General features: G+C 65.2%; 11 protein-coding genes and 3 pseudogenes. 5 read left to right on the top strand and 9 right to left on the bottom strand.

Annotated features, from left to right (window positions below; genetic code table 11):
- Positions 1-15 precede the first annotated feature (15 nt).
- From PIB19_RS13955 to PIB19_RS13925, 7 genes are all read right to left on the bottom strand, one after another.
- Entirely contained in the window at positions 16-3,027 is a 3,012-nt protein-coding gene (locus tag PIB19_RS13955; RefSeq protein ID WP_271237852.1) for a TonB-dependent receptor plug domain-containing protein, read from the bottom strand.
- Between the two features lie 314 nt (positions 3,028-3,341).
- Complete coding sequence (locus PIB19_RS13950; RefSeq protein ID WP_271237851.1) at positions 3,342-3,671, bottom strand: UrcA family protein; 330 nt, start codon at positions 3,669-3,671, stop codon at positions 3,342-3,344.
- A 115-nt stretch (positions 3,672-3,786) separates the two neighbouring features.
- Positions 3,787-6,174: a glycoside hydrolase family 2 TIM barrel-domain containing protein gene (locus PIB19_RS13945; protein WP_271237850.1), complete on the bottom strand. Its 2,388-nt coding sequence runs from the start codon at positions 6,172-6,174 to the stop codon at positions 3,787-3,789.
- Between the two features lie 170 nt (positions 6,175-6,344).
- A complete protein-coding gene (locus tag PIB19_RS13940; RefSeq protein WP_271237849.1) occupies positions 6,345-6,992 on the bottom strand; it encodes a DUF1579 family protein in 648 nt (215 codons plus the stop codon).
- Between the two features lie 63 nt (positions 6,993-7,055).
- Entirely contained in the window at positions 7,056-7,421 is a 366-nt protein-coding gene (locus PIB19_RS13935) for a putative quinol monooxygenase (protein ID WP_271237848.1), read from the bottom strand.
- 224 nt (positions 7,422-7,645) lie between these two features.
- On the bottom strand, positions 7,646-8,617 hold the full coding sequence (locus PIB19_RS13930; RefSeq protein WP_271237847.1) for an AraC family transcriptional regulator: 972 nt from the start codon (positions 8,615-8,617) through the stop codon (positions 7,646-7,648).
- A gap of 135 nt (positions 8,618-8,752) precedes the next feature.
- Positions 8,753-9,457, bottom strand: coding sequence for a hypothetical protein (locus tag PIB19_RS13925; RefSeq protein ID WP_271237846.1), 705 nt, complete (start codon positions 9,455-9,457; stop codon positions 8,753-8,755).
- Positions 9,458-9,508: 51 nt separating this feature from the next.
- On the opposite strand from PIB19_RS13925, the pseudogene PIB19_RS13920 reads away from it, so the two are divergent.
- Positions 9,509-10,189 (top strand): annotated as a pseudogene (locus PIB19_RS13920) (NAD-dependent deacylase); the annotation flags it as partial.
- Positions 10,190-10,221: 32 nt separating this feature from the next.
- Here PIB19_RS13920 and gorA read toward each other — a convergent pair.
- The gene (gene gorA / locus PIB19_RS13915) at positions 10,222-11,568 is read right to left on the bottom strand and encodes a glutathione-disulfide reductase (protein ID WP_271237845.1); all 1,347 of its coding nucleotides are present in this window, start codon (positions 11,566-11,568) and stop codon (positions 10,222-10,224) included.
- A 53-nt stretch (positions 11,569-11,621) separates the two neighbouring features.
- On the opposite strand from gorA, the gene PIB19_RS13910 reads away from it, so the two are divergent.
- Entirely contained in the window at positions 11,622-12,542 is a 921-nt protein-coding gene (locus tag PIB19_RS13910; protein ID WP_271237844.1) for an NmrA family NAD(P)-binding protein, read from the top strand.
- Positions 12,543-12,552: 10 nt separating this feature from the next.
- Here PIB19_RS13910 and pgi read toward each other — a convergent pair.
- A pseudogene (gene pgi / locus PIB19_RS13905) lies at positions 12,553-13,891 on the bottom strand (glucose-6-phosphate isomerase).
- A gap of 257 nt (positions 13,892-14,148) precedes the next feature.
- Between pgi and lepB the strand changes: the two are divergent.
- The 3 genes and pseudogenes from lepB to PIB19_RS13890 all read left to right on the top strand — a co-directional run bounded on the left by lepB (position 14,149) and on the right by PIB19_RS13890 (position 16,121).
- Positions 14,149-15,011, top strand: a pseudogene (lepB, locus tag PIB19_RS13900) (signal peptidase I).
- Entirely contained in the window at positions 14,984-15,676 is a 693-nt protein-coding gene (gene rnc / locus PIB19_RS13895; protein ID WP_443018617.1) for a ribonuclease III, read from the top strand. The pseudogene lepB and the gene rnc overlap by 28 nt, the downstream one beginning before the upstream one ends.
- 103 nt (positions 15,677-15,779) lie before the next feature.
- The gene (locus PIB19_RS13890) at positions 15,780-16,121 is read left to right on the top strand and encodes a GIY-YIG nuclease family protein (protein WP_271237843.1); all 342 of its coding nucleotides are present in this window, start codon (positions 15,780-15,782) and stop codon (positions 16,119-16,121) included.
- The last annotated feature ends 8 nt before the right edge of the window (positions 16,122-16,129 follow it).

The raw sequence follows: 16,129 nt of genomic DNA, 5'->3' as shown, positions 1-16,129 counted from the left end.
CGCCGGCCGGGACGGTCAGATCCGGATGCGCATGCCGAGGCGGAAGACGCGGCCGAGCACGTCGTAGAGGGCGCGGTTGGTCTGCGGGTAAGCAGGGGTGTTGTTGCCGGTCGGCCCGTTGCCGACCAGCACCGGATCGGTGTCGAGCAGGTTGCGGATCGACAGGAACGCCTCGAACTTGCCGCCGCCGGCCTCGAATTCGTAGCTGGTGTTGAAATCGAGGTAGAAGGCGCCGGCGATGTCGTTGCGGTTCACCGTCCGGTTCGCCACGGTCGAGACCGGGCAATCGGTCGAGCAGACGATATAGCTGTTGTCATAGACGCCGCCGCTCACGCCGCGCCCGACCAATTGCGCGTTGAAGCCGTCGACATCGTATCCGGCCGACAGGCGATAGGTCCAATCGGGAAGGCTGCCCGAATTCTGGCCCGCACCCTCGGTCGGCACGTCGACGCCGTTATTGGTGTAGAGGCTGATCGCATGCGACGCGAGCGCACGCAGCGTCAGGTTGCCGGGGCCGAGCGTGCGCCGATAGCTCGCCTCGATGTCGAGGCCCTTGGCTTCGATGCCGACGAAGTTGGTCGGCTTGATCTCGATGCTGGTCACCGCCAGCCCGGGCGTCGTGACGCCGCGCCCGCCGGTCGTCGAGACGAAGGTGCAGGCGTCGGCGATCGCCTGGATATAGCATTGGTCGATCAGCGTCTGGGCGGTAAGCGACGAAATCGCGCCGTCCAGCTGGAGATCGAAATAGTCGACCGACAAGGCGAGGCCCGGCACGAAGGAGGGCGTCGCGATCACGCCGATGCCGTATGTCTTGGCCACTTCGGGCGCGAGCGCGGCATTGCCGACGGTCGATTCGTTGAACTGATCGGTGCGGAAGCCTCCGCCCGACGGCACGTTGACCGTGTTGGTGCGGCCCACGCCCGGCGCGAACAGCTCGCCGAGGTTCGGCGCGCGGATGTCGCGCGAGATGGTGCCGCGCAGCTTGATGTCGGGGATCACCTGCCAGGTGACTCCGCCCTTCCAGGTGGTGACCGTGCCCGATGTCGAATAATCGGTGACTCGCACCGCGCCGTTGAGGTCCGCGCCTTCGAACAGCGGGATCAGGGTCTCGAGATACGCCTCCTTCACATCATAGGCACCGATCGTGGGCAGATAATTGCCGTAGATCCAGGTCCCGCTGGTGACGCCTGCCGAAACGACCGGGCGGAATAGCGGATCGACGCTGCCGGTGACGGTCTCGCGCCGCCATTCGGCACCGACCGCGATGCTGACCGGGCCGGCCCAGAGGTCGAAGAGGTTGTTGGTCGACAGGTTGAACGCGGCGACGTCCTGGGTCAGCGTCTGGTCGCGCAGCGGCTGCAGGCCGTTATAGAGCACGTAATTGACTGCCTCCTGCGACATGCCGCCCACGCCGATGCGGTTGAGCGGCACGCAGGAACGGTCGTCATTGGCGGCGTTCGCGTCGATGTTTATCCGGCAGACGATCGATCCCGGGGCATAGCCGCCGACATTGCCGGCCGGCGCCGCCACCGCGTCCGTCGCCGCGGCCATCCGGGCGAGGTTCCACGCATTGGTGAGCAGTTCGCTCGTCCGCGTCTCGCCGCGCTGGTAATAAGCGTCCCAGCTCCAGTCGATGCCCACCGCGCCGAAGTCGCCGTTCGCGCCGACCACATAGCGATACACTTCGCGGGTATTGTCGCTGCCCTGCGGCGGGATGCCGATATTGCTGGTACCGATCTGCACGCTGGTGACCCGCGCGCCGGGATTGGCGAGATTATAGGCGCTCACCCGATCGACGAACGCCTGGGGCAGGAAGGGGTTGATCAGCCCGCCATTGGCTGCCGAAGCCGCGACCTGAACGGCCACGCCGGTGGTCGGCGTCTGCTGATAATAACTCTGCCCGCGATAGTAGCTGTACGATACCTGGCCGAACAGCTTGAAGGCGTCGGCGAATTCGTAGCTGAGACGCCCGAACAGGCTGCCGCGCTTCTCGGCGGGAAGCAGCGTCGCGCTGCTGCGGTGGCCCTGGCTGGTGATGTCGTAATCGCCGCCGACCATCCATTGGCCGCTGGTGGGGCCGAAGGCGAGTTGGTTTGTCGTCGCCCGCCCGGTCGCCGGGTCGATCGCGCCGAAATAGACGCCGCGGAATGCGCCCGTGCTGATCAGCCCGCCCGGCGTGAACTGGCCGGTGCCGATGCCGCCCTGGATCAGGCGGGCGGGGACGCAGGGCGTCGCCGAATTGCCGTCCGAACAGGCCGCGGCATTATAGGCCGGATTGTCGATCTGGAAGAAGCCGCCGTCGTTCCAGTCTCGATCGATCGACTGGATGCCGTTCTGCGAGAAATACTCGCCGCTCAGGAGAAGATGGCCGCGGCCGTCGGCGAAGCTCTGGCCTGCCGTCGCCGAAACCTTGTGGTTCTGGCCGTCACCATAAGTGGTGATGCCGAACTCGTAATCCATCTTGAAGCCGGTGAAATTCTTGTCGAGGATGAAGTTCACCACGCCCGACACCGCGTCCGATCCATAGGCCGAGGAGGCGCCGCCGGTCACCACTTCGACGCGCTCGATCAGCGCCTGCGGGAACGTGTTGACGTCGACCACGCCGGTCGTCGCGGAGGCGACCGAGCGCTGGCCGTCGAAGAGCACCAGCGTGCGCGCCGCACCCAGATTGCGCAGGTTCACGGTATTGATGCCCGCCGCGCCGTTGCTCAGCGAACCGTTGGAGGTCGCCGCGGTCCCGCTGCCGCGCACCGCCGGCAGCGTATTGACGAAATCGGTGATATTGGCCGGCGCCTCGCTCCGGATTTCCTCGGCGCTGATCACGCTCACCGGAGTCGGCGCGCTATAGCCGTCACGCACGATGCGCGAACCGGTTACCCTGATTTCCTGCGTCGGATCGGCAGGCGCTTCGGCAGTCTGCCCCTCCGTAGAGGCAAGCTCGACGGCGGGATCGGTTTCGACCGCCGGCACGTCCTGCGCATAAGCGGCGGACCCGGCGATCAGCGCGGCGGTGGCGGTAGCAGTCAATGCAATCAAACGAATTCGGTATGCGACTTTTTTGCCGCCTGTTTTCGACCCGTAATCGACCATCGTTTCCCCCTGTGTTCGGTTTTCACCGCACAGGCACCCTCAACGGGAAACAACGCCTTCAGGAGCTGCGCACGCATCTTTGCGGCGCGCAGCCGTTTCAAACCTCTCCGTTCGTTTGTGTCCTTTATGGAATCAAATGCGCACTTTCCTTGCCCAAAAGTGCTCGCCCGTGAGCAAAACAATCACATCATATGCTGCAGCGCAATGGGTATTACGGGAAAATTACGTTGCTGCTTCGTTTCCGCGTCGGATCAGCGCCCGGAAGCGGAGCGATCGATCGTGACCTTGCCGGCACCGGGATGAAAGAGCCGGGCGAGCTGTGCCCGCACATTCGGCACGGTCTCGCGGCGGCAGCTAAATGCCTCGTGCTTGCGGCTTTCCTGCGGGTCCGAGACCTTGCCGCACACGGCATCCACCGCATGCGCCACCTGCGTCTCCAGTGCGGCGCGGCCTTCGGCGGTCCCGAGGTCATAGGATGCAGCGGAAACGACAACGGTAGTTTCGGGTTCGGGAGTGGCGAGGGCGGGCTGAATCAGCGCGGCACAGGCCGTTGCTGCGGCGAGCAGCATCGCGTTGGTCATGGCATTCTCTCCTGCTGCGGCACCTGGTCTGATCGCCAGTGGCTCACGGTCCCTCCCTAGGCGCGAAATGCTGCGCGGAAAATGCAAACTCCGCACCTTGCAGTCGCGAAGGCGGTCAGTCCTCCTTGGCCTGAAGCGTAATACGGCCGGCCTTCAGGCCCGGCGCGGTGGCGAGCACGGTCACCTGGCCCGAACCGGTGCCGCGCACGAACGCGACCGCCTTGCCGCCCGCCGCGGCGCGCTCCGGCGAGGCGAAGGCAGTGTGATCGGTGACGCTGCCATTATCGAACGCGGCGAGCGTGGCGGGGCCGGTCACTGCGACCGTCAGCACGTCGCGGGCATTCGGCACGAGCACGCCTTTGGCATCGACTATCTCGAACCGGACCGCCGCGACATCGTCGAAGCCGGTGCCGACCTTCGGGCTTTCGGCGACGGCGCGGATCGCCGCAGGGGCACCCGCGGTACGCAGCACGTCCTCCGCGACTTTCCTGCCGCCGCGATAGCCGATCGCGCGCAACTCGCCCGGAACGAAGCCGACGGTCCAGGCGATCGCACTGTCGTCGGCATTGCGCGGCTTGCGGCCGAGCGAACGCCCGTTGAGCAGGAGCTCGACTTCGTCGGCATTGGAATAGACTTCGACCTTCTCGTCATGCGCGGCGAGGCTCTCGGGCGTCCAATCGGCAAGCGCGCCGGGTCCGCGCGGCTGCGGCATCGCCACGCCGACCATCGTCGGCAATTCGCTGGTGTCGATCACCGGCGTCACGCGCCGCGCGAGCCTGACCACCGGCTTGTTGGACCACCAGCTCGCCCGCTCCCAGCCGATCGGCTTGACGCCGTCGATGCGGTCGACGAGCCCTGAGGGGTTGCTGATCGCCGGCCAGCCCGCGCGATCGGCCTCGCCCAGATAATCGACGCCGGTCCACAGGAACATGCCGGCATAGGCCGGATCGTCGCGCACCACGAGCCAGCTCGCGCGGTTCTTGCTGTTCTCGGTGCCGATGATCTTCCGCGTCGGTCTGTCGGCATGTGCTTTGGCGAGCTCGTTCTCGCGGTAATTCTGGCCGACCACGTCGAGCAGGTCGGCGGTGCCGTTCTCATAGTCTTTCGTGGTGTTGGGGCGGAACAAAGCCATCGTCACCGGGCGCGTCGGATCCTCTTCGTGGAAGATCTTCTGGAGACGCTGGATGATCGACTGCGCCACCAAGGGATAGGGCGTGTCGTGGATCTCGTTGCCTATCGACCAGATCACCACACTGGGATGATTGCGATCGCGCCGGACGAAATCGCGCGCGTCGATCGATGACCAGTCGGTGAAGAACAAGTGATAGTCGTTGGGGTTCTTGGCGACGGTCCACATGTCGAACGCCTCGTTCATGACAACCAGGCCGAGCCGGTCGCACAGATCGAGGAATTCGGGGGCGAAAGGATGGTGCGCAGTGCGGATCGCATTGACGCCGAGCGCCTTGAGCCCCTTCAGCCGACGCTCGTAGAAAGCGAGCGGCACCGCCATTCCGAACGGCCCGCCATCGGCGTGGATCGCAACGCCCTTGAGCTTGATATTGCGCCCGTTGAGCCAGAAACCGGATGCCGCCTCGAACTTCGCCTCGCGGATGCCGAAGGGGATGCGCTCCTCATAGAGCAAGGTGCCATCCGCGCCGCGCACGCGGACCAATGCGACATGGAGTGCGGGATCGTCCAAATCCCAGCGCCGCGGCTTCGCGAGGCTGCCTCCGAGCGTGAGCGGCGTCGCCCGGCCGGCCGCGAGTTGCGCCCGCGTTCCGACGAAGGTCGCGATCGTTTTCCCGTCCGGCGCGAGGATCGTCGCTTCCAATTGGGCGTCGACCGGTGCGGCGGTGCGGTTGGTCACGTCGCTCGTGATCGAAAGCTGCGCGCTCTCACCATCCAGCCTGTCGATGCGCACCGCGGTCCGCCACGCATCGGCATAGACGTCGCCCAGCATTATCAGCCGGACGTGGCGGTAGATGCCCGAGCCTGCATACCAGCGCGATGCCGGCTGCGCCGAGGTGTCGGTGCGCACCGCGATGACATTGTCCTGACCCGCCGGATTGAGGTGCGGCGTCAGCTCATAGCGGAAGCTGGCATAACCATTGGGGCGATGCCCGACATGGTGGCCGTTGATCCACACGCCCGATCGCTCCATCGCGCCGTCGAACTCGACGAACACGCGCTTGCCGGCGTCGCGTGCGGGCATTGTGAAATGCTTGCGATACCAGGCGACGCCGCTCGGCAGGAAGCCGCCCGATCCGGTGGCCGGTGCATGCTCATCGAACGGGCCCGCGATCGCCCAGTCGTGCGGAAGATCGACATGCTGCCACGCCGCGTCGGCGAAACCCGCCGCTTCGGCCCCCGCGACGTCGCCCTTCGAAAAGCGCCAGTCGGCGTCGACCGGTGTCGCTCCGGTGACCTGCGCATGCGCAGGCACGCCCCAGAGGAACGCGGCGAGCAGGACGAGCGCGACACGCGCGACCAGGGCAACAGGCATGGGTCTCTCCTTTTCCGCTCTGGCGGCGGGCGCCGGAGGATAGAAAGGATTATCCCGCAATGTAAAGATGCGTTCCAGTTATTGAGAGTTGCATTCCCCCTCGATTAGGTTCGGCGCGCGGAGCGGGCCACGTTGAGCAGGCGATAATCCGGGCGCGGGGCCGCCGGCGCTCACTCCTTCAGCCGCGTGTAGATGGCCCGCGTTGCTAACGTCTCTTTCTGCCCCGGACGGGTGAAATAGAGTTCAAAGACATTGCGGTCTGCATTCTCGATCCTGATTACCGTACGCATTCCCACGCTCTTGCCGACGGTTTCTTCGCCGGCCACTCCCTGATCGGTGAAGACGCCGGACATGGTGATCGGCGTTTGCCCCTCCGAATTGGGGGCGCCGGTGAAGTACATCATGGTGGTGTTGACCGGATCGATCGTGACCCATTCGTAACGTCGGTCCATGGTGCTGAAGCCGAGCCATCCCTTGCGCCACACCGGCGATCCGTTCAGCGTCCCCTCCATCGTGTCTTCGATGTAGCGCCCGCCCGCCACCCACTGCCGGCGGCTGACCAGGTCTTCCGTGACCAGCGGCGGCTGATCGGGGCTGCGGCCGAGCGTGCCATAGAAGCTCATCTGGACGCGCCAGGTGCCGACCAGCGGCGCCAGAACCGCATGCCCTGGGCCCGGCAATCCACGACTAAACCATTTGGGCATCTCCGACTGAGGCGGGAGTCCGGTTTCGGCAGAGCCACTTTGCGCCAAGGCGCCGGAGGAAAAGGAGAGAGCAGTTGCAATGAAGCACAAGGAGCCCTGCAGCGCCCCGATCACTTTTCTATTCATCGTTCACCGTCTCCAACAAGTTGCTGCAACGCATAGGCTGCGCGTCACCGATCATCCGGAATCCCTGCCGCTGGCATACGGGCTCAGCATCTCGAGCCACTGCGTCTCCATGTCGCCGGGCTCATATTTGCCGGCGGCCGCGACGAACCTCTGGACATAGTCCTCGGCAAAGTGCGTTTTGAGTGCATCGATGCTGCGCCAGATCTCGTAGATTATCAGGAGATCCGGGTCGGATCGATCGCGATGGATGTGGAATTGCAGACATCCGGTTTCCGATCGCGTCGCTTCGAGATCCTCGAGCATCCGCGCAACCAGCGCATCGCCCTGACCGGGAGCGGCGCGATGCTTCGCGATGACGCAGTAGGGCGTGTCTTCGCCGGCGGCCGGCCCGGGCAGATCAGGCAACGTCAGCGCCATACATGTCTCCTGATGGAAGGGCCCTCGAAGATATTATTCAGTCATCGCGGCAGGATCGGCGAGCATTTGAAAGGTGCGCCGCGCTCCGGGTCGCCATGACGATCGATGGGCCAGGAATAGGAAGACGCAGACGCCTTTCCCATTGCCGAAAATATCATTCGCTTGGCCATTTGTGCGCTTCTCAGCGGCCTGCTGTATCCCCGGCGCCTATGCGGCGGGCCGCTTCACGAAGCTCGGGGAATGCCCATCGCGCGCTTGAACGCCCGGCTGAACGACGCTTCCGATTCATAGCCAAGCCGCGACGCGGCTTCGGCCACGGTCATGAAGTTGTTGCGGATCCAGGCAGTGGCGAGGCGCATGCGCCACAGCGCGAGATAGCGCGTGGGAGAGATTTTCAGGAGCTTGCCGAACCGCCGTGAAAACTGCGACCGCGACATCCCCGCAATTTCCGCCAGCGAGTCGAGGGTCCAGGCCACGCCCGGGTCGCGGTGGATGACGGCCAATGCCCGCCCCACCTGCGGATCCTGGATGGCGGCAAGCCATCCGGTGAGCTGCGCGTCCGCGCTCTCCACCCATGTGCGAACGATATGCGTGAGGATGATGTCGGCCAGCCGCGCCATGACCGTCGCGCCTCCGATCCGCGGCGTCCGGACTTCTTCCGCCATGAGCCCAAGAACGGTCGCGATGTAGGAATCCCTTATCTCGTCCCGACGGACATGGATGACCGAGGGAAGCATTTCGAGCAGGGGATTGGCGGTTGGCCCTTCAAAGCCGATCGTGCAGCAGACGATCAGACTTCGCTCGCCCCCTCCGCCGGCTGCCAGGCGATAGGTTCCGTTACCGACCAGCGCAGGCTCGAGTTCCGCGAGCGGCCGCGTGGCGCATGTGGGATCGTTCGCGATTTCATGCGCCGAGCCATGCGGCAGGAGAACCACGTCCCCCTCGTTCATCATCACCGGTTTCAGACCGTCGCTGCGCATCAGGCAGCGTCCCTCGGCCACGAAATGGAAGCGAACGCCTTCCTTGAACGGAATCTGGATGCCCCATGGGGCCGTCAATTCGCTCCGGCCGTACGTGGCGTTCGACAGCCGGAGATCCTGCAGCACCTCACTGAGCAGGTCGGGCCCGCGCGGCGGCACGCAGACACTCTCCGCACCAAGGCCGGCTCGATCCCCCGGTTTGAATTCCGCATACATCGCAATGATTCTCCCGCTGCAGGCCTTGGTGACCCTTATTGGCAGCTTTGACGACACCGTTTCGGCCTCGGCCAGTTGGCCGGTTCATTTATCGAAACATCGCCGGTGCATCTTGCCGCGCGCTCATACGCCAGTTCAGACGATCAGCGGCGCCAGCAAGGCGATCGCCACCACGCATTCGACCATGCCGACCGAGGCGATCCAGAACGCATGTAACGGCGATACACCCAGCTTGCGCGCGAACCAGCGCGACTGGAGTCCGCCATACCAGAGCAATGCGACCCCCATCAGCGCAAGGCCGGCAAGCTGTAGCCCGATCCAGGGCAATTGCGTGCCGATCGCACCCAGCCCGATCAGCAGCGCGAACGGCGCGGCGAGATAGCATTGGCTGTAGAAAGGCTGTTTCAGCGTGTCGCGGGTGAGCGCCATCTTCTGCTTGCGCACCATCCGCACCGCCATGATCAGTGGGAAGCTGCTGAACACCAGCAGCCGCATGACGAGCAGCGAGGTATTGTCGGTGATCAGGCTCGCCAGTCCGTCGCGCGAGGCCACCAGCGGGTTCTGCCCGAGCACCGCCAGCTCGATCGTGTGCGACAGCAGCAAGGTGAGCAGCAGAAACAAGGGCGGGCTCAACGTGTCGGTGAATTGCTGCTCGGCGCTGTCTTCGAGTTCGGAATCGGCATATTCCATCATCGTCCATGGACGCCGCAGCGTCCGCCACATCGTGACCGGATAGAAAACCGCCCACGTCATGATCTCGTAGAGCAAGTCGTCGAGCGACTTGAGGAACTGCATGAAGTTCATGCGGCGGTTCCAGCACAATTTCGCTACGACCGCCACGTCGGTAGACGGCCCTTGACCACTGGGCCTCCGCGCGAAAAGGTTCGTGCGATGGCTGACATTCGCAACATCGTGATCCTGACCGGCGCCGGCGTCTCCGCGGAGAGCGGCGTCGCCACCTTTCGCGGGCCGGGCGGGCTGTGGGAAGGGCATCGGGTCGAGGATGTCTGCACGCCGCAGGCGCTGTTCCGCGATCCGGAGCTGGTCCACCGTTTCTACGACGAACGGCGTGCGAAGCTCGCCAGCGTCGAGCCCAATGCCGCGCATCGCGCGCTGGCGCGGCTCGATCTGGAATGGCCGGGCGAGCTGCTGCTGGTGACGCAGAATGTCGACGATCTGCACGAGCGCGCCGGATCGCAGCGGCTGGTGCACATGCATGGCGAGCTGAAATCGGCGCTCTGTGCGGCGTGCGGCAACCGTAGCGACTGGGAGGACGCGCTGCCGCCCGAAACCGAATGCCCCGATTGCGGGACGCCGGCGCTGCGGCCCGACATCGTCTTCTTCGGAGAGATGCCGTACCAGATGGACGTGATCGAGCGCGCGCTCGCCCGCGCCGACCTGTTCGTCTCGATCGGCACCTCGGGCGCAGTCTATCCGGCGGCGGGCTTCGTCCAGACCGCGCGCCATCACGGCGCCGCGACGCTGGAGCTCAACCTCGATCGCTCCGAGGGCAGCGCCTGGTTCGGCGAGAGCCGGATGGGGCCGGCTGGCGCGCTGGTGCCGGCCTGGGTCGATCTCGCTTCTCGGCGCCTAACCGGGCCTGATCACTTCAGCAGCACCAGCTCCTCCGCCATGCTCGGATGGAGCGCGACGGTATCGTCGAACGCTTCCTTGGTGAGCCCCGCCTTCACTGCCACTGCCGCGGCCTGGAGGATCTCGGGTGCGTCGGGGCCGATCATGTGGATGCCGACCACGCGTCCCGTCATCCCGTCGCACACCATCTTGTACAGCGCGCGCTCGTTGCGGTTGGCGAGGACGTTCTTCATCGCCCGGAAATCGGAGGTATAGACCTTCACCGAGCCGAGCTTGTTGCGCGCCTCGCCCTCGGTCATGCCCACCGCGGCGATCGGCGGATGGCTGAACACCGCGCTGGGGACGCTGTTGTAGTCGACCGTCCTGGGCTTGTCGCCGAACACGGTGTCGGCGAACGCCTGGCCTTCGCGGATCGCGATCGGCGTGAGCTGGATGCGGTTGGTCACGTCGCCGACGGCATAGATGCTGTCCATGTTCGAGCGGTTCTGCGCATCGACCTTGATCGCGCCCTTGGCGTCGATCTCCACGCCGAGCTCTTCGAGCCCCAGGCCCGTGGAATTGGGAACGCGGCCGGTGGCGAACAGGACGACGTCGACCTCGACCGGCTCCTGTCCGGTGAGGAACACCTTGAGGCAGCCATTCTCCAGCTTCTCGATCCGCTCGAATTCGGCGTGGAAGCGAAAGTCGATGCCCTTGGTCAGCGAGATCTGGAGCAATCGGTCGCGAACCGAGTGATCATAGCCGCGCAGGATCACGTCGGTGCGGTTGACCACGGTCACATGGCTGCCGAATTCGTTGAAGATGCCGGCGAACTCGTTGGCGATATAGCCGCCGCCCGCGATCATGATGCGCCTGGGCAGGGTTTCGAGGTGGAAGGCTTCGTTCGACGTGATGCCATGCTCGTTGCCGGGAAATTCGGGAATGTGCGGGTGCGCGCCGGTGGCGATCAGGATGTATTTGGCGGTGACCTTCTTGCCGCTCGCCAGCGTCACTTCGTGCGGACCGGTGACCGTGGCGCGTTCGAGGATGATCTCGGCGCCGGCATTCTCCAGCCCCTGGGTGTAGAGGCCATTCAACCGATCGACATCGGCGAGGACATTGTCGCGCAGTGTCGCCCAGTCGAAGCTGCAATCGGGCACGTTCCAGCCGAAGCGCCGCGCATCCTTCAGGTCCTCGGCGAAATGCGCGCCGTAGACGAGCAGCTTCTTGGGCACACAGCCCCGGATCACGCAGGTCCCGCCGACGCGATATTCCTCGGCCACTGCCACTTTCGCGCCATAGGCCGAGGAAACGCGGGAAGCGCGCACGCCGCCGGACCCCGCGCCGATGACGAAGAGGTCGTAATCATAGTCGGCCATGCAATGCTCCCGCTTCGTCGCGCTGGAGCCGCAGATAGGCGCGCCTGCGCCGAATGCCAACGGAACGGGCGCGCGCGACGGGGGTTGCGATACGGGTTAGGAGAAGGACCATGCACATCATCCTCGGCGGTACCGGCCACGTCGGGTCGGCAGTCGCCAATGCGCTGCTCGCCAGAAACGAGCCGGTCACGATCGTCAGCCACGACCCGGTGAAAGGCGAAGCATGGAAGGCGAAGGGCGCGAAGATCGCGATCGCAGACGTCCATGACGTCGAAGCATTGCGTTTCGTGTTTCAAAGCGGACGACGCGCCTTCCTGCTCAACCCGCCCGCGGCGCCGCACACCGACACGGATGCGGAGGAAAAGGGCACGGTCGCCGCGATCCTTGCCGCGGTCGCGGATTCCGGGCTGGAGAAGCTGGTGGCGGAATCGACCTACGGCGCGCAACCGGGCGAGCGGCGCGGTGATCTGAACACATTATGGGAGCTTGAGCACGGCCTCGCGGCCCAGCCGATTCCCTACGCCGTCAATCGCGGCGCCTATTACTACACCAATTGGGCGGCGAGTTTGGCGGAAGCGCGCGACGAAGGCGTGCTGCGAACGATGTTCGACGCTGATTTCGAACTGCCGATGGTCGCGCCCGAGGACCTTGGCGCGCATGCCGCCGCGCTGATGACCGACGACCGCACCGGCATTTTCTTCGTCGAGGGGCCGCGTCTCTATACGCCGCAGGACGTCGCCAATGCCTTTGCGGCGGCGCTCGACCGCACGGTGCGGGTCGAGACCATTCCGCGCGACCAGTGGACGCCCGCGTTCAAGGCGATCGGCTTCTCGAGCCCCGCCGCCGAAAGCTATGCGCGAATGACTGCGGCGACCGTCGATGATCTCGAGGTTCCTAACGATCCGGTTCGCGGAGCCGTGCGCCTCGAAGACTATATCGCCACGCTGGTCGAGCAGGCGGCAGTGCCCGCCTGACGAGCGCGCTTCAGGGAAAGGCGCGCGCGATCAGATCGGTGGTCGAGGGATCGAAGTCGCCGCCGCCGGCTCCTGCCGCTTTGGCCATTTCCTTGCCGAGCTCGACTCCGAACTGATCGAACGGATTGATGCCGAGCAGCACCGCGTTGACGAAGGTGCGCTGCTCGTAAAGGCCAGCAGCGCACCCAAGGTGCGCGGATCGAGCGTGTCGAGCAGCAGGGTCGAGCTTGGCCGGTCGCCCGGATAGGCGCGCGCCAGATCGTCATGCGCCTTGCCCGCCATCAGCGCAGCGCCCTGGGCGAACATGTTGAGCAGCAGCTGGTTGTGATGCGCGTCGGCCTGGCCGTCGCCCGGCTCGATCACGCCGACGAACTCGACAGGCACCAGCCGCGTGCCCTGATGGAGCAGCTGGAACACCGCGTGCTGCGCGTCGGTGCCGACGCCGCCCCAGGTGATCGGCGCGGTCGGCCATTCAACCGGTTGGCCCTTGGCAGTGACGCTCTTGCCGTTCGATTCCATCTCGAGCTGCTGGAGGTAGCTCGGCAGCAGCCGCAGCCTTTCGTCATAGGCGAACACGCCGCGCGTCTCGCAGCCGCGTGCCTGGGTGTAATAGAGGTCGGCGAATGCGGCGAGGGCGGGGGCGTTTCTCTCCAGCGGAGTCAGGCGGAAGTGCCGGTCCATCTCGGCGGCGCCTTCGAGCATCTCCTCGAACGCGTCCCAGCCGAGCGCCAGCGCCGCGGGGAAACCGATCGACGACCAGAGCGAATAGCGCCCGCCGACGCTCTCGGCGAAAGGCAGCACGCGAGTCTCGTCGACTCCCACTCGATCGCCTTTTCGGGCGCGGCGGTGAGCGCGATGACGCGGCCATAGGGGTCCTCGACGCCGTTCCCTTCGAGCCAGGCGAGTGCGCTGTCGGCGTTGAGCATCGTCTCGGTGGTGGTGAAGGTCTTCGACGCGACCGCGATGATCGTCGCCTGCGGATCGAAGCGGTCGAGAGCCTCGTCGAGCGCCAGCCCGTCGACGTTCGAGACCACTGCAACATCGTAGCGGTCAGCATCGCGGCCCAGCGCGTCGACCAGCAGATCGGGGCCCAGCGCCGATCCGCCGATTCCGATATGCAGGATGTGCCGCACCGGCCCCAGCGCCTCGGCTTCGATCGCATCGATCAGCGCCCGCATCCGGCTGTGGAAACCGCGCGCCCGCGCCACGCTCTCGGGCGCGCCTTCGCCCCGCTCGGCGCTGTGCTCGGCGGCGCGGCCCTCGGTGACGTTGATCGCATGGCCGCCGAACAGCGAGTCGCGGCTGGCGGCGAGCCCCATCGAGTCCGCCAGGCCCGCGAATGCCTGCACTGCCTCGGCAGTCAAATGCGTCTTCGACCAGTCGAAGTGAATGCCCGCGACATCGGCCGAAAGCGTGGCGACACGGCCCGGATCGGCATCGAAAAGCTGCTGCAACGGGGCGGATTTCAGGGCGCGGATCGTCGACCAGTCGGGCAATGCCATGTTCATCTCCTTGGATGCAGGCTGCCCCTAACGTCCCGCACCGGTCGCTTCCAGCCGGATTCAGCCGCTTGACCTCCCCGCTTAGCCCAAGCAGAGCACGCCATATGGATAATGTGCCCTCTACCGAGCCCGAAAAGCCGGCAGCCGAAGCCCCGAAGCCTTATTCGGTGGGGACCGCGACGGAGAAACCCAAGTCCGAATGGCGCGATCTGGGCAGTTTCCTGCTCAAGCTCGCGCTGATCGTGTTCGTGGTGCGGAGCTTCATCTTCTCGCCCTTTTCGATTCCGTCCGAATCGATGCTGCCGCGGCTGCTGATCGGCGACTATCTGTTCATCACCAAATGGAATTACGGCTATTCGAAGCATTCGCTACCGTGGAGCCTGCCGCTGATCCCGGGCCGCATCTTCGGCGGCACGCCCGCGCGCGGCGACGTGGTGGTGTTCAAGGCGCCCCCGGCAACGATACCGACTGGATCAAGCGCGTCATCGGCCTGCCGGGCGATAGCGTGCAGATGGTCAACGGCCAGCTGATCCTCAACGGCAAGCCGATCCCCAAGGACGAGGTGGCCAAGTTCGTGCTGCCAATCACTCCCAATTTCCAGCGCTGCCAGCCGCAGTTCCAGAACATCGATGCGACGGGCAATCAGGTGTGCAGCATCCCGCGTTTCCGCGAGACCCTGCCCAACGGCAAGACCTATGAGGTGCTCGATCAGGGCACCTATCCCAAGGACAATACCGGCATCTACACCGTGCCCGCCGGCCATGTCTTCCTGATGGGCGATAACCGCGACAATTCGACCGACAGCCGATTCAGCCACGCCGATGGGGGCATCGAGTTCGTGCCGCTGGAGAATCTCGAGGGCAAGGCAGTGGTGAATTTCTGGTCGACCGACGGCAGCGCCAACTGGTTCCTGCCCTGGACCTGGTTCACCGCGGCGCGTTGGGACCGCATCGGAGAAGGCTTCTGACCGCGGCGCTGGGGGGATGGATCGCCGAGACGTTCGGCCGCAAGCCCGCCGACCTCACTGCCTATACCCGCGCGCTGACCCATGGCAGCCAGGCCGCCGCCAATTACGAGCGGATGGAATTCCTCGGCGATCGGGTGCTCGGCCTCGTGATTGCCGAATGGCTGTTCGAGCGCTTTCCCGAGGAACCCGAAGGCGCGCTGTCGCGCCGGCTCAACGCGCTGGTGACCGGCCCGGTCTGCGCCGATGTCGCGCGTGAAGTGGGCGTGGTCCCGCATTTGCGTCTCGGCAAACAGGCACGCGAGGACGGCGCCGCGGACAGCGACAATGTCCTCGGCGACGTGATGGAGGCGCTGATCGGCGCGCTCTATCTCGAATTCGGCATCGAGCCCGCGCGCGACTTCATCCGGAAAACCTGGGCGAAGCGCATCGATTTGCAGGTGCAGGCACCCAGGCATCCCAAGTCGGCGCTCCAGGAATGGGCCGCCGCGCACAGCCGCCGCCCGCCCGAATATGAGATCGTCGATCGCTCGGGCCCCAACCATTCGCCACGCTTCAAGGTGAAGGTCGCGATCGGCAAGCTCGCCGAGGCGACGGGCGACGGGACGAGCAAGCAGGAAGCCGAGACCGCGGCAGCGGCGGCGCTGCTGGAGAAGCTGGCGAAGTAAAAACGCGCCCTTCGACAAGCTCAGGGCGAACGGTGGGTAGATACGTCCTCTCTCCGTTCGCGCTGAGCTTGTCGAAGCGCCGTCCCTGCCGCAGTCTCAAGCGATGGGCTTCTGGGTCTATCTGCTCCGCTGTCGGGATGGCGCCTATTATGCCGGCCACGCCGAAGACGTGGAAGCGCGCGTAACGCAGCATCAATCCGGCGTGATCAAAGGATTCACTTCGAGCCGGTTGCCGGTGAAACTGGTGTGGTGCGCAGAGTTTCCGACCCGGTACGAAGCGATCGTAACCGAACGCCGGATCAAAGGCTGGAGCCGCGCGAAGAAGGAAGCGCTGATCGCTGGCGATTGGGAGCGATTGTCTATACTGGCGCGAAATCGCCAGGACGATGGCCGCCCTTCGACAAGCTCAGGGCGAACGGCTGTTGTGAACCCGGGCGCAAGCTAAATACCGTT

This window comes from Sphingomonas sp. 7/4-4 (assembly GCF_027941955.1).
Taxonomy (GTDB): domain Bacteria; phylum Pseudomonadota; class Alphaproteobacteria; order Sphingomonadales; family Sphingomonadaceae; genus Sphingomonas.
Note: the sequence above shows the minus strand (reverse complement) of the source record. Positions and strands in the feature narration are given on the sequence as shown.